This is a genomic window from Aliinostoc sp. HNIBRCY26 (genome assembly GCF_050235535.1).
Lineage (GTDB): Bacteria > Cyanobacteriota > Cyanobacteriia > Cyanobacteriales > Nostocaceae > Trichormus.
This window is the reverse complement of the sequence record NZ_CP189852.1, coordinates 5,584,662-5,608,334: the sequence shown is the minus strand read 5'-3', so window position 1 is coordinate 5,608,334 and position 23,673 is coordinate 5,584,662. Positions and strand designations below refer to the sequence as shown.

At 41.1% G+C, this 23,673-nt stretch carries 19 protein-coding genes; 8 read left to right on the top strand and 11 right to left on the bottom strand.

All coding sequences use genetic code 11. From position 1 onward, the window contains the following. Positions 1–1,238 precede the first annotated feature (1,238 nt). Entirely contained in the window at positions 1,239–5,045 is a 3,807-nt protein-coding gene (locus ACQFX9_RS23700; protein WP_427158972.1) for an ATP-binding protein, read from the top strand. A gap of 477 nt (positions 5,046–5,522) precedes the next feature. Here the strand turns inward: ACQFX9_RS23700 and ACQFX9_RS23695 are convergent, their stop codons facing one another. Together ACQFX9_RS23695 and ACQFX9_RS23690 are read right to left on the bottom strand one after the other, a co-directional pair. Next, a complete protein-coding gene (locus ACQFX9_RS23695) occupies positions 5,523–6,536 on the bottom strand; it encodes a diiron oxygenase (RefSeq protein ID WP_427158970.1) in 1,014 nt (337 codons plus the stop codon). Positions 6,537–6,782: 246 nt separating this feature from the next. Next, complete coding sequence (locus ACQFX9_RS23690) at positions 6,783–7,673, bottom strand: LysR family transcriptional regulator (RefSeq protein ID WP_427158968.1); 891 nt, start codon at positions 7,671–7,673, stop codon at positions 6,783–6,785. Positions 7,674–7,790: 117 nt separating this feature from the next. On the opposite strand from ACQFX9_RS23690, the gene ACQFX9_RS23685 reads away from it, so the two are divergent. Further along, the gene (locus tag ACQFX9_RS23685; RefSeq protein ID WP_427158965.1) at positions 7,791–8,570 is read left to right on the top strand and encodes a class I SAM-dependent methyltransferase; all 780 of its coding nucleotides are present in this window, start codon (positions 7,791–7,793) and stop codon (positions 8,568–8,570) included. 11 nt (positions 8,571–8,581) lie between these two features. Beyond that, entirely contained in the window at positions 8,582–9,088 is a 507-nt protein-coding gene (locus tag ACQFX9_RS23680) for a hypothetical protein (RefSeq protein ID WP_427158963.1), read from the top strand. A gap of 9 nt (positions 9,089–9,097) precedes the next feature. Here ACQFX9_RS23680 and ACQFX9_RS23675 read toward each other — a convergent pair whose 3' ends face one another. Both ACQFX9_RS23675 and ACQFX9_RS23670 read right to left on the bottom strand, forming a co-directional pair. After that, entirely contained in the window at positions 9,098–10,261 is a 1,164-nt protein-coding gene (locus ACQFX9_RS23675) for an extracellular solute-binding protein (protein ID WP_427158961.1), read from the bottom strand. 177 nt (positions 10,262–10,438) lie between these two features. Beyond that, positions 10,439–11,413: a GDP-mannose 4,6-dehydratase gene (locus tag ACQFX9_RS23670; RefSeq protein WP_427158960.1), complete on the bottom strand. Its 975-nt coding sequence runs from the start codon at positions 11,411–11,413 to the stop codon at positions 10,439–10,441. Between the two features lie 263 nt (positions 11,414–11,676). Here ACQFX9_RS23670 and petP point away from each other — a divergent pair, with 263 nt between their 5' ends. The 4 genes from petP to ACQFX9_RS23650 all read left to right on the top strand — a co-directional run bounded on the left by petP (position 11,677) and on the right by ACQFX9_RS23650 (position 14,642). Then, complete coding sequence (gene petP / locus ACQFX9_RS23665; RefSeq protein ID WP_103137546.1) at positions 11,677–11,868, top strand: cytochrome b6f subunit PetP; 192 nt, start codon at positions 11,677–11,679, stop codon at positions 11,866–11,868. A gap of 87 nt (positions 11,869–11,955) precedes the next feature. Further along, a complete protein-coding gene (locus tag ACQFX9_RS23660) occupies positions 11,956–13,056 on the top strand; it encodes a Get3/ArsA fold putative tail anchor-mediating ATPase NosAFP (RefSeq protein ID WP_427158958.1) in 1,101 nt (366 codons plus the stop codon). Positions 13,057–13,142: 86 nt separating this feature from the next. After that, positions 13,143–14,141: a chlorophyll synthase ChlG gene (chlG, locus tag ACQFX9_RS23655; RefSeq protein WP_427158956.1), complete on the top strand. Its 999-nt coding sequence runs from the start codon at positions 13,143–13,145 to the stop codon at positions 14,139–14,141. A gap of 213 nt (positions 14,142–14,354) precedes the next feature. After that, entirely contained in the window at positions 14,355–14,642 is a 288-nt protein-coding gene (locus ACQFX9_RS23650) for a hypothetical protein (RefSeq protein WP_427158954.1), read from the top strand. A gap of 144 nt (positions 14,643–14,786) precedes the next feature. Here the strand turns inward: ACQFX9_RS23650 and ACQFX9_RS23645 are convergent, their stop codons facing one another. The 5 genes from ACQFX9_RS23645 to ACQFX9_RS23625 all read right to left on the bottom strand — a co-directional run bounded on the left by ACQFX9_RS23645 (position 14,787) and on the right by ACQFX9_RS23625 (position 20,135). After that, entirely contained in the window at positions 14,787–15,743 is a 957-nt protein-coding gene (locus tag ACQFX9_RS23645; RefSeq protein ID WP_427158952.1) for an MDR/zinc-dependent alcohol dehydrogenase-like family protein, read from the bottom strand. An 80-nt stretch (positions 15,744–15,823) separates the two neighbouring features. After that, on the bottom strand, positions 15,824–16,408 hold the full coding sequence (locus ACQFX9_RS23640) for a hypothetical protein (RefSeq protein WP_427158950.1): 585 nt from the start codon (positions 16,406–16,408) through the stop codon (positions 15,824–15,826). A 639-nt stretch (positions 16,409–17,047) separates the two neighbouring features. Continuing rightward, positions 17,048–17,617 (bottom strand): hypothetical protein, encoded by a 570-nt coding sequence (locus ACQFX9_RS23635; protein ID WP_427158949.1) that lies wholly within the window; start codon positions 17,615–17,617, stop codon positions 17,048–17,050. A 254-nt stretch (positions 17,618–17,871) separates the two neighbouring features. Then, positions 17,872–18,678: an inositol monophosphatase family protein gene (locus ACQFX9_RS23630; RefSeq protein WP_427158948.1), complete on the bottom strand. Its 807-nt coding sequence runs from the start codon at positions 18,676–18,678 to the stop codon at positions 17,872–17,874. A 23-nt stretch (positions 18,679–18,701) separates the two neighbouring features. Then, on the bottom strand, positions 18,702–20,135 hold the full coding sequence (locus tag ACQFX9_RS23625) for a BCD family MFS transporter (protein ID WP_427158946.1): 1,434 nt from the start codon (positions 20,133–20,135) through the stop codon (positions 18,702–18,704). Positions 20,136–20,360: 225 nt separating this feature from the next. On the opposite strand from ACQFX9_RS23625, the gene ACQFX9_RS23620 reads away from it, so the two are divergent. Beyond that, positions 20,361–21,311 carry an aldo/keto reductase gene (locus ACQFX9_RS23620; protein ID WP_427158944.1) on the top strand — a complete coding sequence of 317 codons (951 nt, stop codon included), beginning with the start codon at positions 20,361–20,363 and terminating at the stop codon, positions 21,309–21,311. A gap of 82 nt (positions 21,312–21,393) precedes the next feature. On the opposite strand, the gene ACQFX9_RS23615 is transcribed toward ACQFX9_RS23620, so the two are convergent. Beyond that, positions 21,394–21,972 (bottom strand): Uma2 family endonuclease, encoded by a 579-nt coding sequence (locus ACQFX9_RS23615; protein ID WP_427158942.1) that lies wholly within the window; start codon positions 21,970–21,972, stop codon positions 21,394–21,396. 122 nt (positions 21,973–22,094) lie between these two features. Continuing rightward, complete coding sequence (locus tag ACQFX9_RS23610) at positions 22,095–23,624, bottom strand: DEAD/DEAH box helicase (RefSeq protein WP_427158941.1); 1,530 nt, start codon at positions 23,622–23,624, stop codon at positions 22,095–22,097. Between the last annotated feature and the right edge of the window lie 49 nt (positions 23,625–23,673).

Sequence of the window (23,673 nt, the reverse complement as noted above, 5' to 3'; positions counted from 1 at the left end):
GCCATGATGATGTTTTTAAATATTAGTGGTTTTCGGTATCAAAATTAACAAATTTTTCCTAAATACATTTGGAATCATCTGGACACAACTTCCTCTTGAGATATTTTTAGCATTGATCTTTGTCTAACTATTGTAAATTTTTGACGTAAATATTAATCAGTAGACATTCCAAAAACTGTCTGAAGAGGTCTTTGCAATTGCCAATTACTATGCTGCGTCCATGAAAAAAGGAACAAAGGACTGAGGGAAGTTACGGTTTAGACACAAACTATCGAATTATTACTAGTCTTCTCCTCATCGCACCCTCACCCTTTCCTTGTTCCAGGAGAGGGGACTAAATTTTTTGGTTTGTACCCTCTTGTAGCATCTGGCGCGGAGATTAAAAAGGGTAGGAATGTAACTTTTCTCACTAATCTTTTAAGATTTGATTAATTTAGGGTTAATTTTCTGATAATATTTACAATAACCCTACAAAACAAAGTTTAGGAGTTTAAATCCTGAGCTTTTATCAAAGAGTAAGTTGTGTTGCTCTTTGAAAATGTCTGTTACAGCCGAAAAAATCTAATTATAAATTGCTTTTTTCTCTACAATAAGCTGCGCCAGTGCGGCGATAATTAAGATTATTAAAAAATGATTTAACGGGGAATTAAACTATTTATAAATATATTCTCGTGTTAAAAAATTGAACATCAGCAAATGAAAAATAACTGGTAGATTAGATGTGAAATTTTCAATAATTCGTGAGCAACGATATATTTGACTTCTCAAAGAAGTCCGGGATCTAGGCACCGCAAATGCTGACAAATCAGATGTAATAATCATATTTAATTTCTGAAAAATATCAGTACACCTCTGTTACTTCTTTTCCTGTTCCCTGTTCCCTGTTCCCTGTTCCCTATCTACGCAAATCATTTCAATAATCAATTCGGATTCCTATAGGACTACTAGAAATATACAAAAAGAGTATTTTAACTGAGGCGGCTTGTGATGATCTGCATTAAGATTTTACTCAAAAAGACTGATGACAAAACCTCTAGCAAATCTGTAAGTAAGTACCAGAGTCCAAGAACGAGCAAAAATAAGTTTGACATTGCGTCATAAAACTTGTTTGAGAATTTTAAAATACGCATATAGATAGATGTAAACTGATTATATAAAAGTAATATGTATAAGGATATTCAAATCTGATCTGAATTAGAATAACCAACCATTAGATAGATGCGGTTACATAAATCTCAATGTTAGGAGTCAACCGCTTGCGACGACAAAACACAAACAATTCCTTAGTTGCCAAAGGCGCAAGTGCGATCGCTATGATAGTGGGCGTGGTTGTGTTAGTCATCTGGTATCTAAATATTCAACTTTTTGAGGGAAATTTCTTAGGGATTGCAGTCACAACACAAGCTGACACCGCCTTATGCTTTCTCCTATCAGGTATTTCCCTCTGGTTGATGGTGGGTGTAAAGTCAACTCAGGGCAAAATAGCTTCTAGTATCTTGGCTGTAGCGGTTGGTGTGATTGCAATCCTCACCGAGAGTCAATATTTATGGGGTTGGAATTTAGGATTAGACAGGTTTTTCCCCCAGCAATTGGCAGATCAAGGGAGTATGGGATGGAATACAGCCTTAAATTTTATTTTTTTGAGTTTAGCTCTACAGTTATTAAATTACACCCAGAATCGCCGCAACTACTGGTATGCTCAAATACTGACTTTGATCACATCTGTAGTTTCGTTACAAGTGATCATTGGCCACATATATAAAGCAAATTTTTTAGAGAATACTACCGTTGTGATTCCCTGTATGGGATTTTACACAGCATTATTATTTATTGTTCTGTGCATAGGCATTTTATGGGGACGAGCCGAACAGGGATTGATGAAAATAGTGAGCAGCAATAGCTATGGTGGCTCAATTGCACGACGTTTATTATTAGCTGCGATCGCATTTCCTGTAATTCTCGGTTGGTTAGTCATTGCAGGACATCGAGCCGGTCAATACGAGCCAGCCTTTGCCTTGTCAGTATTTGTAGTCATATTAATCGTAATTTTTGCCATTGTGATTTGGCAAACTGCTGTGATTATCGAACTTCTCAGCCAGCAGCGCGATCGCGCCCAAGAAAGAGTGAAAATCTATGAAGAAAAGCTGAGAAGTTTTGTGGATGCTAACCTCATCGGCATTATCTTGAGTGACATTTACGGAGGAATTCAACAAGCAAACGATGCTTTTTTAGAAATGCTTGGTTATTCCCAACAAGATATACTCACAGGTAAATTAAATTGGCAAGACATCACTCCCCCAGAATATTTTTACTTAGATCAGCAAGGAATTGCCGAAGCCCAAAACAATCCTAAAGGCACTTGTACACCCTACGAAAAAGAATACATTCATCAAGATGGTAGTCGCATCCCCGTATTAGTTGGCTATGTCCTCATCGGGGAACATAAACAAGAGGGAGTCGCCTTTATTTTTGATTTAAGGGAAAGCAAACAAGCACAAAAGAAAATTCTTCAACTCAATAAAGATTTACAGCGTCGTGTTACTGAACTACAAACATTATTAGATGTAATTCCCATAGGAATTGGCATAGCAGAAGATCCCCAATGTCAAAAAATTACAGTTAATCCTGCCTTTGCCAAACATCTTGGTATATCGACAAATGCTAATGCCTCCTTATCAGCTCCCATTGAAGAAAAACCCATACAATTTAAAGTTTATCGTGGCGGTAAACAACTTTCGCCAGAAGAACTGCCCATGCAATATGCGGCGGCGCATGGCGTAGAAATTTTAGATTTTGAAGTAGATGTGGTTCACCACAATGGTAAAGTTGTCAACCTTTTAGAGTATGTTGTCCCCTTATTTGATGAAGATGGTAACTCCAGAGGGTGTATCGGTGCGTTTTTAGATATTACAGAACGCAAAAACAACGAAGTATTACTGAGAAATCAACAACAGTGGTTGGAATATGTTTTAAACCTTATGCCCAGGCCACTATTATTGATTGAGCCAGGAACAGCGAGGGTAACATTTGCCAATCGAGCCGCCGATGAATTAGCCGGAGGTGAATTTCCCAAAGGTGTACCAGCCGAAGATTATCACACCGCTTATCATTACACAGATGCCGCAGGTAATCCCATTGCCAATGACCAAATGCCAGGGGTGCGGGTGGCGCGTGGAGAACGTGTAGAAAGTTATGAATTAGATTGGCATACACCCAACGGGATTTTGTCGATTTTAGTATTTGCAGATACATTACCGGCTATGTACGGTTATCCAGCCACTTGTGTCTTAGTATTTCAAGATATTACTAATCTCAAGCAAGTAGAAAAAGCCCTGTCATTGGGTTATAAAAGATTGCAATTACTATTTAATACTGCCAGTGAATTACTCTCTAGTCGAGAACCATTAGCACTGATTGATAGTTGTTTTCATCAACTAGCAGAACAAATCGAATTAGACGTTTATTTTAACTATTTAATTGTAGAAAATTCCCAAACCATGCGTTTGGCTTCCTATCAAGGAATTACAGAGGAAGTTGCCAAAGGACTGGAGTGTTTATCTTTAGGACAAGCTGTTTGTGGAACTGTGGCAGATCAATTGCAATCGATTTATGTCGAAAATGTGGCAACATCAACTGACCCGAAAACAGAATTACTGCGTTCTGTGGGTATTAGTGCTTATTATTGTTCACCATTGATTGCACAAAATAAAATCTTAGGAACTCTGAGCTTTGGTAGTCGCACTCGTACTAGTTTTACCGAAAATCAAAAAGCCATGATGCAGGCGGTTTGTGATCAAATTGCGATCGCAATGGAACGTAGTCAATTAATCACCTCTCTACAGCAGCAAACAGAACAACTCACCGCCGCCAATCGTATGAAAGACGAGTTTTTAGCAATACTCTCCCATGAATTGCGATCGCCCCTCAACGCCATTCTCGGTTGGTCGCAATTATTACGTACTCGTCAACTCAATGAAACTCAAACAGCCAAAGGCTTAGAAACCATTGAACGCAACGCCAGGGCGCAAACCCAATTAATTGAAGACTTACTAGATATCTCACGGATGATTCGCGGTAAACTGCGCCTCAATGTTTGCCATTGTCATCTCGTTCCCATCATTGAATCAGCCATTGAAAACATCCAACTAGCCGCCCAAGCCAAAGAAATTGACCTGCAATATTGCCTATCTTCAGAAAACGGCCAATTTCTCATTTCCGGTGATCCTGAAAGATTACAACAAATCATTTGGAATTTACTTTCCAACGCCATCAAATTCACCCCACCAGGCGGCAAAGTCGTAGTGAACCTGACAAAGATTGCAGATACAGACAAAGCAGCACAAACAGCCTACGCCCAAATGCAAGTCATTGATACAGGTATTGGCATTAGTCCCCAATTTTTACCCTACGTATTTGACCGTTTTCGCCAAGCTGACAGTTCCAGTACCAGATCCCACGGGGGTTTAGGACTAGGTTTAGCCATTGTCAGGCATTTAGTAGAATTGCATGGTGGTACAGTTCAGGTAGACAGTGCTGGAGAGAACCAAGGTGCAACCTTTACAGTGAAGTTACCACTCCTAACAGTAAATAAAGTCACTAGTAACGAAGTCGTCAACCAAATCACACCCAATGCCACACCACTACCCATGTGTCCCTCATTGTCAGGGGTAAAAGTGCTAGTAGTAGACGATGAAGCTGATTCCCGTGATTTTGTGACCACAGTTTTAGAACAATGTCAAGCCCAAGTACAAGCAGCTGATTCCGTACCAGCCGCCTTAGAAATCATTCGTCAATGGCAACCAGATGTCTTAGTGAGTGACATCGGGATGCCCTATGAAGACGGCTACGCCTTAATTCGCAAACTGCGATCGCTTCCACCAGAAAAAGGTGGTACAATCCCCGCCGCCGCCCTCACAGCCTACGCCAGAGCCGACGACCGCACCCGCGCCATTCAAGAAGGGTATCAGCTACATTTACCCAAACCCATTGAGCCAGTAGAACTAGCCACAGTCGTCGCCAGCTTGGTGAGAAGAACCAACAATTGACCGCAGAAAGACAGTCCTACTAAAAAAATTTCACACTCAAAGAGGAAAGATATCTTTCCCCTACACACGCCAGTGTGCTTGGGGACTTGGAACACTCTAAGAATATAGGCCAATACGGTTCAGTTAAGGTGGTGAGAGTTAATTTCTCAATTTTTGCTCTGCCTATTAGACAATGAGCAAGATTTGGGGGATTCTCCCCCAAGCCCCCGATTGGGGGACGGTTGCGTCCCCCAAACCCCCTCCAAAATCATTTTTTCGTTTTTTGTTGAGTGAACATTTGCTGGCTTGGTTGAAATTTATTTTTCTTATCTGAACCGTATTGGAATATAGGCTTTTAATTCAAAATCTAAAATTGGTATTACTTACTGTTCGCGTAATAGAATTTGACTAAGAGAAACTATACACACAATTGCTAGAAATATCAGGTGAAAGCCCAAGTAAACTAATAATTTCCGGCTGAAGTTGCAATTGCGTAATTTAATTAAATAATCCTGCTTTGCTGAAGCTATCAATACCCCGTTGCGATTCTAAAATACCCATCTCTTGAGCCAGATCGATTAACTCTGTATAGTCAATTCGCAACAAGTTAACTTCATTAGTTGCAGCACAGTCAGCAATCACTGATTCAGTCTTAGCAAAACCAATTTGTTCAAGAATCGCTTGCCATACCCTCAATTCTACATTGGCAAACCATAAAACAGGTTTAGGTAGAACTTCTATAAAAAATTCTTTCTGTTGTTGATTTAGCTCACTATAAATACATTTTGCTAAATGCTTAAATATCCCAGCATGAGCTAGTTCATCACGTTTATGTGTAGCCACAGTAACTCGGTTAAATGGCTGGATAGTCGTATCATTAGCCAGTAAATCTAAATAATCGCTGATAAAAACTTCGGAAACAATTGCTGTTGCTACTTGAACAAGTGTTTTTTGCCAAGTTTCAGCATAGCAATCTTGTTCAATTTGCATATTTCTCACAAGGTTAAACTCTGGCAACCGTAATGACTGTAACCCTCGGTTTTCTCTAGTCATACGACAAGCGTTAATGACCAATAGTACATGATAAGCTTCGTCTACTAATGTTTCACTAGCAATTTCTTGGCTAATTCCATCATCTACACCTGGTATATTTCTATAAATGATATGGTTACAAGCAGGGGTAATTACTTTTGACTCAATATCGATGGTTTTTTCGTTATATGCTATCCATCCAGCCGAGAGAATTTTCTTTTGAATTTCTAAAGGTGCTGCTAAAAAATCAGGATGGGATTTAAAAGGTAGTAAATCAATACGAAAGTCATCTTTTGTGGCATCAAATATTAGTTCTGGATGAGATTGCTGATCTATTTTGGTTTTCACTTGCGCCCGTTGATGCCAATTACCTCCCATTTTTTGGAGCAGATTACGAGAATAAGATATCTCTTGATGATGAGATTTTCTGGTATTTTTAATATTTTTTGTGGGTTGATAAGCTAAGGATTGAACACTCATAATTAACCTCGATTTACCTTGAGTTTATATACTTGGTATGTGTAGTAAGTTACAGATTTGTTTCTGTTATTATTTTCATCGCTGGGAATATCTTTTATGCAGAATTGATATTTTTTTGGTCTTCCGTAGTTGTGATGCTAAATTTGCAACTTAAATTAGAGATTTGCCTTGCAAATCAAGGGTTCTAGCATCTGTGAGAGGTAACGCCATCAACTTCTGCTGTGGGTTGTGAAGTCGCGTCTCATTTTAGGATGGGGAAAATGTCAATTCTCTGACTATCTGCAAAAATTTCTGTATGGTAGGAGATATTTCAGTTTTGCGCCAAATCATTGCAATAGCAACTTTTGGGGTAGGGGGATGAATTTGTCGATACACTACTCCGGTGCGTTGGAGATTTTGTAAAGAAGCTGGTGCGATCGCTACTCCCATGTCTGCTGCGACTAAACTAATAATTGTCTGCATTTGTATCGCTTCTTGAGCAACATCAGGACTAAACCCCGCTTGCTGACACAGACTAATAATTAAGTCATACAGTCCAGGTGCTAAAACTCTAGGGAATAAAATAAACGGTTCATGGGTGAGCAAACTTAAATCAACATCCCCCTGATTCGCTAACCGATGACTTTCAGGCAAAGCCACTATCAAAGATTCTTGAAACACCGTCTCCCAGATCAAGGTATCATCTTCTACTGGTGGACGGATAAATCCCACATCCATACGACCTGACTGCAACCATTCTAATTGCTGGTCTGTAGTCAGTTCATGCAATTCTAAACTCACACTAGGGACTTGTTCTCGAAAACAGCGCAAAATTTCTGGCAAAATACTATACGCAGCCGAACTGACAAAACCTACAACCAGTTTTCCCAGTTCACCCCGACTAGTTTGTCGTCCTAAATGAATCGCCTGTTGCAACTGTTTCATAATTTGCTGCACTTCCCCCAAGAAAATTTGTCCAGCATCTGTTAACTGCACATTACGTTTTGTGCGATGAAACAGTTCAAAGCCTAATTCTGCTTCTAGTTGGCGAATTTGTTGACTTAGGGGAGGTTGGGCAATATGCAATTTTTCTGCTGCCCTGCCAAAGTGCAGTTCTTCCGCCACGGTGACAAAATACCGCAGGTGTCGTAATTCCATCTTTGACAGTGAATCATATATTTTAAGTATTAGTAATAGCACAAAAATATATTGGACATTATTAAAAATCTTTTTTAACCTAATGATTAAACAGTCACCAAAAAATTAACAACAGATATGAATAACTTTGTGACATCCCAAAATATTTGGAATGCAGATTTATATGAGAATCAACATCACTTCGTTTGGCAATATGGCGAAGAATTGTTAAACTTACTCGCTCCCCAACCAGAAGAATTGATTTTAGATTTAGGCTGTGGAACGGGACAGTTAACAGCAAAAATTGCCGAGTCGGGGGCTGAAGTTAGGGGAATTGATAGTGCCGTCACCATGATTGCAAAAGCAAGACAAAATTATCCCCATTTACGTTTTGATGTGGCTGATGCCCGTAACTTTATTGTCGAACAACCGTTAGATGCAGTATTTTCTAATGCCGCACTGCATTGGATTCAACCCCCAACCTCTGTAACACACTGCATATATCAAGCACTCAAACCAGGAGGTAGATTTGTCGCTGAATTTGGCGGTAAAGGCAATGTGCAAGCAATTACCACAGCTTTATACAAGGCTTTAATTGCCAATGGCGTTCCCCATCCCGAAACCTTAAATCCTTGGTATTTTCCCAGTATTAGTGAATACGCTACCATATTAGAAGCACAGGGTTTTGATGTCGTCTATGCCACTTTGTTTAACCGTCCTACTCCCTTATCAACAACAGAAAAAAGTTTAGCAAACTGGATACAGATGTTTGCTAATGATTTTTTACTGGGGTTATCTTCCCAACAGAAAAACCAAGTTATTAGTGAAGTAGAAAAATGCTTATCCACACAAATTTATCATCAAGGAACTTGGATTGTAGATTATCGCAGAATTCGTATTGTTGCTATTAAGACGTAGAACATTTAGTTATGCTTAACTACAAATTACCATCATTATTAACTATAACTTGTAACAGTATATTCCTGTTATTTAATCCATCTGCGATCGCCCAAACAGGAATTCCCCAACCTTCACAAGTACCCCTCAATTTACAGTTACTCAATAATCCTCAAGGTAACGTCATTACAGCTAACACTATTAAACTCACAGAATTGACTACCCCTAGTTTATGGTTAGCACAGGAAATTTCCCAAAACAAACTGTTAGACAATTGGATTGCATATCCAGGCAATCAAACTGAATCGAATCGAGTTGATCTTGTAGTCAATCAGCAAATTTGGAGTTTGTTGGATTATGTAGAACGTTATGAATTTGTTAACCGCTTAGGTAGTGCAGCCAGAAAAGATAACTACAACATGAGGGTTTTTAATTATCAAGGGGATTTATTAGCTACCTATACCTGTAACTTTCAAAATAGTCCACCTACCTGTAATATCCAGATGAATATTCAGTATAAGTTGGGTTCTACTAGTTAAGAAAGAAATCTAAGCCTTCATTTGCGTAAATAACTGTTCATACTGCTGATTGGTTTCTGCTGATAGAGGTAGTAAAAATTCACTCTTAGCAAACACCTCTTGACTATTCAGTAACAAACTAGCGAATGCAGCTTGGACATTATCAGATTTCAGATTACTGACTATAGGGGAATTACTCTTAGTTTGTAATGAAATTTGTTCAACAATCTTAGAATCCCAACAAAAATCAATCCATTTTGCAGAGAAATCATTCTGAGTTGCACCCTTGGGACTTACCCACAAATCAGACCAAATTGCTGTTCCAGAACGGGGAACTACCATCCGCAGTTGAGGATAACGGTTGAGAATTGGTACTATATCGCTTGACCAACCCACCGCTAACCAAGTATCACCAATAATTAGCGGCTCTAGGTAAGTAGTAGAACCGTAGAATTTTACTTGCTGGTTTAAGGTTTTGAGTTCTGATTCTAATTGAGGAACTGTTTTGAGGTCAGCAGTATTGTAAGATAGTCCTAATTTCTTGAGAACTAAACCAATTACTTCCCTCGGTTCGTTGAGTAAAGAAAACTGCGATCGCAATTCTTTGCGCCACAAATCACTCCAATCCTGTGGTGTCCATCCTAATTCTCGAAACTTCTCTTGGTTATAGACAATCACTGTACCGCCCCAACGGTAAGGCGCAGCCCAAACCTTGCCTTGCGGATCAGGAAAACCTTGGTCATTGCGGGTTACTAACTGTTGCCATCGAGCATCTAAGTTAGACCAGTGTTTGAATTTTGTGGGTTCTAGTGGTTGAATTAATTGCTGCTCAATTGCTGTTTTTAGCCAATAATCACCCAAGGTCATGAAATTTGCTAACTGTGGTGCTTGGGATTGTCTAAATGGAATAAACCGACCCCATCCTGTATCTTGTTTATCTGGTGGTTGCTGCCAAGTTTGCAACTGCTTAAAACTTTCTTGAATCTGTGCTATTGGTGCAAACTTAACTGGCACCTGTTTTTCCAAATTTTTGCGAAATTGATCAGCAACTTGAGCCGGGATAGAACCTTTTAGTAATTGGATGTTGATTTGTGCTTGTTGATTGTTAGCACAGCCAATTAGCAGTTGTGAAACTGTTAATCCACCCATGCTAATTAAAAAAGACCGCCGATTAATAGACTTAGAACTATACATAAAGAGTAAAGTTAATTAGGAAAAATTATTTAGTGGCTATTTATAAAGTAAATATTAAGTAGGTGAGGCGAAAAACGGTTTGGATGTTCCTCCCCCTGCCCCCTTGCCCCCTGCCCCCTGCCTTATTTCAGCAAGCCCTATTTACACCGACCTACTTAGTAATTTTGGGGCTGCACATTAGAACTTATCGTTGCTCAATTTCTTCAGGTCATTTTCCACCATTAACTCTACTAATTGCTCAAATGAGTATTGAGGTTGCCAGTTAATTTGTTTCTTAATCTTATCAATCGAACCAACTAACTGTACTGTTTCGTCAGGACGGTAAAACGTCGGGTCAACAGAGACATAATCCTGCCAATTGAGACCAACACAGCTAAAAGCACACTCTACCAATTCTTTGACTGAATGAGTCTCACCACTGGCAATAATGTAATCATCTGGTTGTTCTTGCTGTAACATCAACCACATAGCAGACACAGCATCTTGAGCGTAACACCAGTCACGACGCGCATCTAGATTGCCTAATTTTAGTTCATTGGCTAGACCGAGTTTAATTTGGGCGGCTGCATGGGTGATTTTGCGAAAGACAAACTCTGTACCCCGTCGCGGTGATTCATGGGTGTAGGTAATTCCGCAGCAAGTATAGAGATTATATTTTTGGCGATAATTCACCGTCATCCAGTGGGCGTAAGCTTTAGCAACACCGTAAGGGTTGCGGGGTCGAAAAGCTGTCCGTTCCGTTTGGGGTGATTCATCTGGTTCACCAAAAACCTCACTACTAGAAGCCTGATAAAATTTAGCGTCTGGTTTACAACGACGGATAGATTCTAAAAGGCGGGAGACACCAAGGGCTGTATATTCAGCTGTGAGTGCTGGTTGTGTCCAAGATAAAGGAACATAACTTTGAGAAGCCAAATTATAAATTTCGTCAGGTTGTGATTCTGCAATCACATCCATCAGTGAGGATTGGTCGAGAAGATCGCCAGAAAGAATGATCACCTCACCACTCAGATGGCTAATGCGCTCAAGATTACTGGAACTAGAGCGACGCACTAGTCCAAAAACTTGATAGCCTTTACTCAGAAGCAGTTCTGCCAAATACGAACCGTCTTGTCCTGTGACTCCTGTAATGAGAGCTTTTTTTGTTGTCATATTTTCTTCATATACTAAAACAAGTGTTGAGTGCTGAGTTGAAAGTGCTGAGTCAGCAATTCATCAATTGGGATGTTTTCTGGAGCAAGCTTAATTGAGTGTCGAAAATATTATGACAGTCTATCAGCTAGTTGACATGATTGCTGACTCCATAAATGATCTGACGAAGCAGTTGATATAGTTTTAACATCGAGGTAAATCACTGTGAGATCAGTACCAGATTCAGCTAAACTGATTCTTGGTTTATTGCGTTTTATGTAGGCATGGAAATCGGACAAAAGGTTCAGGTGTTTCGTTTGCGCGATCGCGTTTCTGCTGTTGTCGCTCAAAAACTAGGTAAAGTTGGCATCATTGCAGGTTATAAAGTAACCGATGGTAGCGGTGTAGGCGTAGTGGTACAGTTTGACGATAATACTTCGACTTGGTTTTTTGAGGACGAAATAAAGGCCGTTTAACATTAAAAACCCCAGGTAGAAGCTTATAGTATTTGCCTAGTGCTAAGTTGGAATTGAAAAGACCGGCGGTAATTGGAAATCAAGATAATGTCCCTGATACTGACATTTTTGGGCGAAAACAGCGTTGCTCGTACCAAAATAGCGATCGCGGCTGCTAAATCATTGGCAAGTCAAGGCAAGCGGGTACTACTAGCAGGATTGGCAGAACCAATATTACCGATTCTCTTAGATCAACCCCTTGCACCAGACCCCCAGGAAATTGCTCCTAATTTGGCAGTAGTACAATTTCAAACCTCTGTACTACTAGAACGGAATTGGGATGAAGTGAAAAAACTGGAGGCACAATACCTCAAAACGCCCATCATTAAAGATGTCTACGGTCAAGAACTGGTAGTGTTACCAGGAATGGATCATGCCCTTGCCCTTAATGCCATCCGTGAATATGATGCCAGTGGCAAGTATGATGCGATCGTTTACAACGGCACAGGTGATTCTTTCACCCTGCGAATGCTGGGGATGCCAGAATCTTTAAGCTGGTATGTCCGACGATTCCGACAATTAATAGTCAACTCGGATTTAGGCAGAAGTATTGCCGAATCACCCTTGATTCAACCGCTAATTAGCAGTTTTTTCAATTTCAACTGGACAGCAGATAATTTTGCTCAACCAACGAATCAAATCAATAATTTCCTAGATAAAGGTAAAGCGGCTTTAGCTGACCCCCAGCGCGTAGCCGCCTTTTTGGTGACTACCGGAGACCCCTTGGAAGTAGCCAGCATTCGCTATCTCTGGGGTGGCGCACAACAAGTTGGTTTAACAGTCGGCGGTGTCATCCAAATCTCCTCCCAACCTAACACCAACTTATCAGCAGAATTTACACCCTTAAGTGTGAATGTTGTGCCTGATTTAGAGAGTGGTAATTGGCAACCATTAATAGATGCGATGCCCAATTTTGTAGAACAAGCCCTACAAGCCCCCACTCCCATCACTATTGATGTTCATAACCTCCAGGTACGCTTGTTTTTACCTGGCTTTGATAAAAAACAGGTCAAACTCACCCAGTACGGGCCAGAAGTCACTGTGGAAGCAGGCGACCAACGGCGCAACGTGTTTTTACCTCCAGCACTCAGTGGTAAACCCATTACTGGGGCTAAGTTTCAAAATAATTATTTGATCATTTCTTTTTAGGGCATGGGGCATGGGGCATGGGGCATATATATTAATGCCCGATTCCCCATGCCCAATTCCCAATGCCCAATTAATAATGAATTCCTATGTCAGAACTAACTCCCATTACTCCTGATTCTAATTCTGAAAGCAGCGATCGCACTGCCAAAACTCGCCAGTTGTTGGGGATGAAAGGTGCAGCACCAGGGGAAACTTCCATTTGGAAGATTCGCTTGCAATTAATGAAGCCAATTACCTGGATTCCCTTAATTTGGGGTGTGGTCTGTGGTGCGGCTTCTTCTGGTAACTACACTTGGTCTTTGGAAAATGTCCTGAAGGCTGCTGCTTGTATGTTGCTGTCGGGGCCATTACTCACCGGTTATACCCAAACCCTAAATGATTTTTATGACCGTGAAATTGATGCCATCAATGAACCTTATCGCCCCATCCCTTCCGGTGCAATTTCCGTACCACAAGTAGTCAGCCAGATTATCTTTTTATTTCTCGCTGGTATCGCCCTAGCTTTTGTGCTGGATGTATGGGCTGGTCATGAATTCCCTAATGTCACAGTTTTGGCAATATTTGGTTCTTTTATTGCCTTTATCTACTCTGCCCCACCTTTAAAACTCAAACAAAATGGTTGGTTGGGTAACTACGCTTTAGGTGCTAGTTACATCGCCTTACCTTGGTGGGCTGGTCATGCTTTGTTTGGTGAACTCAATTGGAAAATTGTCGTTCTTACCCTAATTTACAGCTTGGCAGGATTGGGAATCGCCATTGTTAATGATTTTAAGAGTGTAGAAGGCGATCGCCAACTTGGTCTAAAATCATTACCTGTAATGTTCGGTATCAACACCGCCGCCTGGATTTGCGTCATTATGATTGATGTCTTTCAAGGCTTGATTGCAGCTTATCTGGTGAGTATCCACGAAAATTTGTACGCCGGGATTTTGGTACTGTTAATCATTCCCCAAATCACCTTTCAAGATATGTACTTCCTCCGTGACCCCTTACAAAATGATGTCAAATACCAAGCCAGCGCACAACCCTTTTTAGTTCTGGGAATGCTGGTGGCTGGTTTAGCCTTGGGTCATGCGGGAATTTAAGAATTTAGGGGTGTAAGGGTGTAAGGGTGTGGAGGTGTAGGGGAAGACAAGGGAGACAAGGGAGACGCGAGGAAATTTTTCTCCCCCATTCCCAATGCCCAATGCCCAATGCCCCATTCCCAATGCCCAAATTTCTACATCTACAGTCAGACGTTAGCAAGAAAGAGTTAGGAGCTAATATACTTCTAGCTCTTCATTTTTTTAGCAATCGCCGTGCAGGAATTAATATCTTTACTAATCAAAAGCATTCAACCCTTTTTAGTCCCCATTTGCTTTTTTGGGGCGTGGTTAATCATCTCTCTCGTCCTGTGGAGTCTGTGGACAGCCACACGAGATAGTCTCAAAACAGCGCAAAGGATGCACCAAATACCCTGTCCTGGGTGCCAATTTTTCACCGATAACTACCGCCTCAAATGCACCGTCCACCCATCCATAGCCAACACAGAAGAAGCTATTGAATGTACTGATTTTCAGCCCAAGACGAATCCTTATTTGTATTAGGGATTGGGGATTGGGGATTGGGGACTGGGGATTGGGGGGACAAGGGAGACAAGGGAGACAAGGGAGACAAGGTAAGAAATGAGGAAAGCTGTTCCCCAATGACTAATGACTAATGACTAATGACTATTGACTATTGACTATTGACTATTGACCAATCTCCAACAACACCTTTAATACCCCTCTGCGTTGGGCTTGGGTAAAGGCTTCTAGTCCTTCATTTAGGGGGTAGGTTGCATGAATTAGGGGTTTTACGTCTACTTTCTCGGCTGCTAATAATTCCAGTGCGGCGGGAAATGGGCCGCAACGAGAACCAATTAAGGTAATCTCATCAACTACTAAGGCGGAAGCATCTAAGCTGAGGTTGCCTGCATAGGTACTTTTGAGGACAAGGGTACCACGAGGACGTAACGCCTGACGAGCGATCGCAAATCCTTCGGGGTTTCCTGTACATTCTACGGAAATATCAAAACTTCTCTGGGGAACAGCGTCAACTAAACCCGTTTTTATGCCTCTAGCTGCTAAATTTGCCAGTTTTTCTGGGTGGCGACCGATCACTAATAGTTCACAACCAGTCAAAGCTAAGGTTTGCGCTACTAATTGCCCTAATTTACCATCTCCTACTACTAGCACGCGATCGTCTGCACATATGGCAATCTGTTGCTGAATTTCTAACGCTGCTGCTAATGGTTCGGTAAATGTCGCAATTTCTGTGGGTACGTTTTCGGGTACAGGATGTAAGTTTTCTATCGGCAAACAAAGATAGTCAGCAAACGCGCCATGACGGTTGACAATTCCCAACACTGTACGATTCTCGCAATGGGTGGGTTGTCCCCGACGACAATAGCGACAATGACCACAAACAGCATTAATTTCACCTACAACTCGTTGATTGACAAGGTGTGCTGGCCCTTGTTCAACCAAACCGACAAATTCATGTCCGATAACGCCAGTGTAGGGATAGTAGCCTCTGAGTAGTTCTAAGTCGGTATTACAAATTCCTGCACGTAAAACTCGCACTAGTGCTTCGCCAGCAGGGGGTTCAGGAATAGGAATATCTGAACGCAGTTGCAATTGGTTATTTTCTAGCCATAGTCCTTTCATAATTGTTTTCCAGTTAAATACTCAAAGGCATTTTAACTACATTGAAAGCTCTATTGGCGTTGAATTTCACAACTCGTTCCCTACTCTCTACTCCCTACTTCCTGTTGCTCAGATGGACTGGGAAATTTCACATCAGCTTTGCTTAACCAGATGATCAAGTCATCGGAGTGAACAGCAATTTCACTACCCAAGGTTTTGATATATAACAGTCCATCACTAATAATTAAGTCTCTAATAGGATACCAAGAATTACGCGTCCGAATTAGCAAATCTAAGGGAATACCCAATTGGGACTTATTTTTGCGATATCGCCACCAAGCCCGCCATAAATGAACTGATTTTGTACAGTGCATCCGATAACCTGGTGGTAATTGGCAGTATTGATATCTATAGCAATAGCGTTCGTCTATTTCCCCTGTGAGAATATAGCTGTACTCCGCCAAGACTTCGTTAATTAATTCCCAATAGGATGAAGTTGATTTGATAGAAAATTCTAGATTTTTCTGAGTGATTTGGGCAGTAGCAATGATACCTTCTGCTTTTGCTGTGATTTGATTGGTTTTATAGACTGTTTGTGCTTGTAATGTCCCGTTTGCTAATAAAACTTCTTGTTTTTGAATCGATTGACTCACAAACTCTTTGAATAATTCCAAATTGGATAACATGGTTTTTTTCTATATGCAACGCAATATTTTTACTTAAGACACGGCACACTGTGACTGAGTAATTACCGTATTATTATTGATAATCTATCATCGCCTACAAACTAATTGTACCCAAACATTTTTTCGCTGTTGTAAATATACGGTGAAGTATTGAATTCTTCAAAATTGCTGAATAAAAACCATAAAGTTTTCATGAAATAATCTTGTCTTAATCATGTAGTAAATATTGATTATGAAGTGCGCTGAAGCATTTACCACATTAAAAATAAAGTCTTTATATAAAAATAGTAAAAATACTGAAAAATAATAATTACATAAAGTAAGTAGATTATGAGTTGGTAAGTTAAGTCTTGCCTGGAGCAATGATTTTGACAACTTAACGGCACTGATTCATCATGATCTACTCTTTTTAAGATGCTTCTATATAGTATTAGCAATATTTGTTTGGACAGTTCGATTGGCAAATTTTTACTGCAATAGCCAAGCCGAACCATCTGGTAAATCTATAGGACTCATATTTGATTTCTGAAAAAAACTCCGTACACTTTTGTTCCTTCTTACCTGTTCCCTGTTCCCTGTTCCCTTCCTACGCAAATGATTGCAGGAATCAAAGTGGATTCCTATATTATCTTATTACCCTCAAATTTCATACAAATATTGCTTTTGTGAAGGAGATTCTACTTTGCTTAACCAAATTACTAAATCTTCAGGAGATAATTGCAGTTCGCTAACTAAAGTTTTGATATAAATCAAACCATCACTAATAGTTAAATTTTTAATACCATACCATGAGTTTTTAGTCCTGACTAAAATGTCTAAGGGAACTTTGAAAGATGCAGCATATTTATTATACTTCCACCAAGCTTGCCACAGACCCAGGGACTTAGTGCATCGCAGTGTATAACCTTGTGGAACAGCACACCGTTGATATCGATAGAGTCCACTACTATCTAATTCAAACGTAAAAATATAACTGTAGTCGGCTAAGGTATTATTGATAATTTCCCAATAAGATGAATTGGCATCAATTAAGAAATCAGATGGTGTATGGTCTAATTTAGCAGTAGCAATCACACCCTCTTTTTTAGAGATTAATTGATTGCTTTTGTAAATCATTTGGGCTTTTAAATAGTGGTTTGCTAACAAAACCTCTTTCTTAGCAATAGATTGAGCAATAAATTCTCGCATTAACTCTAAATCGGACAACATAGACTTTAACAATCAATTACTAAACTGAGTTTTCAAGAAAGTAAATAAAGTGTGTCAGTCTTCATCAATTTCTGATTGACAGTTGCAAATACACAGTCAATAACCAGTTCTGTTATGAGTTAATGACACCCTCAAATTACATATACGTGGAATATTTGCCAAATCATGAAAAAATACCCAGACTACCTGTAAAAATTTTGGCGACAGGCAGCCTGGGCTAATGAGAGAATTAAAGGGTTAATCTTTGGGCAATTCTAGATTTTCAAGGCTTGAGTGAAGGGTGTAAAGAAAGACACTAATTCTGGACGACTAGCGGTGAGGGTAGGGAAAGAGCGATCGCTATAATCCTCTCCCGCTTCCAAGGGAAAGGGTTGTGAGTTGAGTGATACCCAGCTACCACCAGCCGCTTGCAAAATCACCCAAACGCCTGCAATGTCCCAAACTTTGGGCGTGGCTTCCACACCTCCTAGTGTTGCACCAGTGGCGACAGTCAAAAAGTTATAGCTAGCTACGCCCAACATCCGAATTTTGCAAGGGAAGCCTTGCTGCACCACAGCCAAGCTACGGGAACAAAGATTGAAAAAATGATTGCCGGAAGGAGCGTCATTACTGGTATGAATGGGATGATGATTGAGATACGCTCCCGATGGTGTAGTCAAGCCAGAGTTACCAGGCCAAAATCCGTGAAAAGCTTGATTGAGGGGTGGAACGTACACATAACCGAAAATGGGTGTCCCTTTGTACAATAAAGCCAAGGAAATCGACCAGATGGGAATCCCCCGTGTAAAGTTGGTTGTACCGTCTAAAGGATCAATTACCCAGCACCAATCTGTACCAGGAAAAACCTGTTCACCTTCCTCACTGAGAATACCGTAACCAGAAAAAGTAGAGGCGATCGCATCCCGAATCTCTTGATCTGCCCATTTATCAGCCTGTGTTACTAGGCTACCATCAGCTTTTTGTGCAGCTTGCACCTGACCAAAATCTTGCATTAATTGCCTTCCCACTCTGGTAGTAATGGTTTGGGCAAAATCAACAACTGTTATCCAAAAATCGTTCATTTATAAATTCTCACAAAGCCGTTTTAGTCTAAATCGCTTTCTAAGATAGAAGCGATCGCTTGCTTAGTATTAGTTTGGAATTCTGTCACGTTTACCCGATTAAGCAACGAAATCGACAACACCATGCCCACGGCTTCCAAAGCAAATACCAACCCATAGGCTAATTCTAATGTTGGTAGCACTCTCCGGCCTAAATCTAAAACTGCACCACCTGCTACTACTGCTAATCCCCTAGAGACAGACTGCGCCAAGCCCCAAGCACCAATAAATGTCCCGGCTGTTTCCGCCACTGTCAGATCCAACATCAAGCTAACTGCACCTGTCGTTAAGAAGCCAGTCGCCAATCCAAATAACACCAAACCCAATTTCAAAAAGCTAGGATTAGCTGAAAATCCCGACGCACCCAACAATAAGGCTGCAAATGCTACCAAAACACAGCCAATTCGTATAGTTCTACGTTTACCTAGACGTGGTACAATCAAAAACCCTGTAACTGCGTATGCAATCAACAGACCTGTACCATAAAAAACATTCAGTCTGGTACTTTCCGCTAAGGGCATTTTAAACACTTGACCCGCAAAAGGTTCAACAACTGGGTCTTGCATAAACAAGCAGAATGTCATCACCAATAAAAAGGTGAAGAACAAAGCTGTTTGAGGACTGGCGGTGAGAATTTTCCACGCTGCACCCAAGGTAATGCTGTCTTCACGGTTGGTTAATGTGGAACGGCTACTATACAAGGAATACTTTTTCTCTACACCCAAGGTAGCCACAATCGAAAACCCAAAGACAATGGCGGGGACAATGATAAATAGCCTGTTAATTGCTCCTTGTAAATTGATGATGTTGGCTTCTGGGGTAATTTGTCTGAGTAAGCCGGAACTAATAATTGCACCGACAATAATCCCTAGCATGAGCATTGACCAGACCACACCAACGACTTTAGAACGGTTATCTTCCTCGGAGATATCCACTAATAAAGCCGCGAAAGCCGTACCACTAGCACAAATCGCTAGACCGTAGATGGCAAAAACTAAACCTAAAACTGCTGTCCAGCCAATAGTTGCTGTATTCCAAACCCAGCCACTTGGATCATTAGCGACACTATTTAATTGCCACATTACTTGTACAGCTAAAAAAGCAGCGATCGCAAATATCGCTGCACCAATCCACACGTAAGCTGTACGATGATAACCCCACAAGGGTTTGGCATCGGAAATCTGACCAAACCAAATCCGCGAAGGCGATACAAATGCGGGTAGTGCTAGTAACAACGCTACCAATGTTGCGGGAATTGCTATTTCTTGAATCATGACTCTGTTGAGTACCCCCAGAGTCAAAATAGACATCATGCTCAATCCCATTTGAAACAAGCCAAGCCGAAACATGGTCAACAGATTGACCTTTGGCGTAGCTAGGGATTTTTTTTCATCCTTAAATACTTCACCGCTTGCCATAGATAGCTAGTTTCTCTTAATGGATTATCAAATCTAGTCTCTCTTTTATTTAAAAATAAACTGTTCGATAAAACTTAAATTCTTTATTCCCAGTCAAATATCACTCAGTTTTAGGCATGAAGTAACTGTCTGAAGAAAAGCGATCGCACAATTCTACTCCGCAATTTTGTCTGTAACGCTACACTAGAAAAGTAAAGAAATGTAAACAAAATCAAATTTACCACCGTGGAAACAATCACATTGGGGAAAAATGGCCCATCTGTCACACCCCTTTGCATTGGGACTTGGGCTTGGGGCGATAAATTATTTTGGAGTTTTGGCGAAGGTTACGGACAACAAGAGTTACAAGCCGCATTTACGACCGCAATAGCAGCTGGTGTCACATTTTTTGATACCGCCGAAGTTTATGGACTGGGATTATCAGAAAAATTTCTAGGAGAATTTCTCCAGCAAACACAACAGCCAGTCCAAATCGCCACCAAATTTGGCCCCTTACCTTGGCGATTTTCTGGAGAATCTGTTGCTGATGCTTTGACAGATAGCCTCAAACGTCTGCAACTAGAAAGTATTGCTTTGTATCAAGTGCATTGGCCTTTTAGTTTCTTTTTGAGTCAAGAAACTTTGTTAAACACCCTAGCTGAGGAAGTGAAGCGGGGTAGGATTGCAGCTATCGGTGTTAGTAATTATTCTCCTGCTCAAATGCGGGAAGCTCATCAAATACTAGCAGCGAGGGGAGTACCTTTAGCGGTAAATCAAGTCCGTTACTCTTTACTGACTCGTCAAATCGAGAAGGATGGGACTTTAGCAACTGCCCGTGAGTTAGGTGTAACAATTTTGGCATACAGTCCTTTAGCACAGGGATTACTTACAGGAAAATATACGCCGGAAAGTGCTGAAAAACTTAGCGGGGCTAGAAAATTCGATCCTAGATTTAGCAAAGAAGGATTGCAAAAAATCGCACCCGTGATTTCTCTACTACGCAGCATAGGAGAAAAACGCGATCGCACTCCTGCCCAAGTTGCCTTAAATTGGTTAATTGCTCAGGGTAATGTGATTCCTATCGCTGGGGTGAAAACTGCTGAACAAGTCAAGCAAAATGCTGGTGCTTTAGGTTGGAAATTAAGCGATGATGAAGTTGCAGAATTAGAAAATCTCAGTCGTCCTTGGTTGAATTAATTCTCATATCAAGCGGAATAACTACCCGCTTGAAAAATTTTTCACGTAAAGTCTTGTGGAGGTACGTGGAGTTTTTATTCTGTTACTCAAACACGGGCGGCCAGAGTTCTGATACTGTTAGCTCCCAGCCGGGAAGTAAATCTGGTAGCGTCAGTTGATCGTTATTCTTCAATATAATTGGTTCTTGATTGAGTCGGTAAACAGTTAATGTTAATTTATCTGGGTCGATGAGTATACCCACGACACAACCAAGTTGTAAAAATAGCTGAATTTTTTCTTCTAGTGGCTTGATTTTATCTGACTTTGATTTAATTTCTACGATCAAATCAGGCACTAATTCCACAAAATCGCGCTGGCTGATTTTGAGTCTCTCAGCACGCACAAAAGAAACATCAGGAGCGCGGAGATTGCGTTTTTCTGGTTCAATTTTGTTATCATTTTCTGTTTCCAGCTGAGGCAGAATAAAACCAGCACTTGAACCAGTGACCCGTCCCAGTTTACGTGGACGTACCCAGTTTCCCAGTAACCGAATTAATTCAGCACCTATTTCTTCGGAAATATAATCTGATGGCCCCATAATCAGGATATCACCGTCCACCAGTTCCATCTGCCATTCTGGATGTTCAGCTTGTAGCTGCTCTAAGTCGGAGATTGTGAACATAAGACTCAAAATAGTGCATCCATTATCTATGTTCCTACAAGCTGATCAAAACAGTTAGTCAAAGTGAGGAATCATGAGTGAAGACAAACATACTCAGCACTCAGCACTCAGCACTCAGCACTCTAAGAAGCCGATTCCCTAGTTGCGGATGAACCTAACTTTGGATTCCCAGAGGAAATCGAAGGTTCACGCCGACCTGAACGGAGTTTTGGTTTGGGAGTGCCGCGTCCTTCGTCGCTGTTGTTATCTCTATTCCAATTGGAACGGTTTCTGTCACCAGCAAATTCGCGACGTTTGACGATTTTGGGTTTGGGAGCAGATTGGGTTTCTTCGGGAATGTCGATATCCGCACTTAACCAAGCAGGACGAGTTTGATCATAAGCGATTTGTAGTGCCGCAGCTGCGATCGCCTGTGCGTCGTACTGTTCAATCAATTCGCTGATAATGGGCAAGAATGAAGCTAAACGCTCACCAGCCAATGCTTCTCTAACTTGTCCTTGCAGTTTTTGAATGTGGCGTGCTTCGATTTGCGCCCTTGTGGGAATAGAGAGTAATTGCCAGTTTTGGCGGACATGGCGTTCAAAAATTTGCTGTTTGCGACGCTCAAAGGGTTGTACTAAGGTGATGGCTGTACCTTCTTTCCCAGCGCGACCTGTGCGGCCGATGCGGTGTACGTAGGTTTCGACGCTATCGGGGAGGTCGAAGTTAATTACGTGAGAGAGTTGGTCAACATCTAAACCGCGTGCAGCAATATCTGTGGCTACTACCCAGCGCACTTGACGGTTGCGGAATCTGGTTAATAATCTTTCCCGTGCTTGCTGAGACAAATCGCCGTGATATTCATCCACACTATGACCAGCAGCTTGCAGTTGACTGGTGAGTTCGGCGGCGGTGCGTCTAGTACGAACAAAGATTAAAGCGGTTTCTGGATCTTCCATTTCCAGAATCGGCTGTAAAGCTTTGGCTTTTGTCCAGTGACGGGGAATCAGATAAGCTACCTGATTGATTTTATTCGGTGTGGCTTTGGGTTGCTCAACTGTGACTGTAACAGGAGAGTGCAGAAACTTGTTGACCAACATCCGAATTGATGGGGGCATGGTGGCTGAGAACAGGGCGGTTTGCCGTTCTTCTGGTGCTTGAGATAAAATTCTCTCGACATCATCAATAAAGCCCATGCTCAACATTTCATCGGCTTCATCTAGAACAAACCATCTGACTTGATCTAGTTTCAAGCTACCTCTTTCTAGTAAGTCAATCACCCGTCCAGGAGTGCCGACTACTATATGGACACCACGCTTGAGTTGCATAATTTGACGGTCGATTGATTGACCACCATAAATTGCTGACACCCGCAAGCCGCTATGACCAATAAATTGGCTGATGGCATCGTGGACTTGGATGGCTAACTCACGGGTGGGGGTGAGGACTAGGGCTTGCACAGCTCTTTGTTGTATGTCGATTCGCTCTAAAATTGGCAAGGAAAATGCTGCTGTTTTGCCTGTACCTGTTTGAGATTGACCTACGACATCCCGACCTGACAACAGTTGAGGAATAGCTTGAGCTTGAATATTAGTAGGTGCTGTAAAACCAATTTTTTCTAAGTGGTCAACGCGTTCCTGTGAAATGCCTAGTTCTTGAAAAGAAAGATTCATCAACGCTCCTAGATTGTGTTTTTGACTTTGCGATTTGTAAATTGAAACT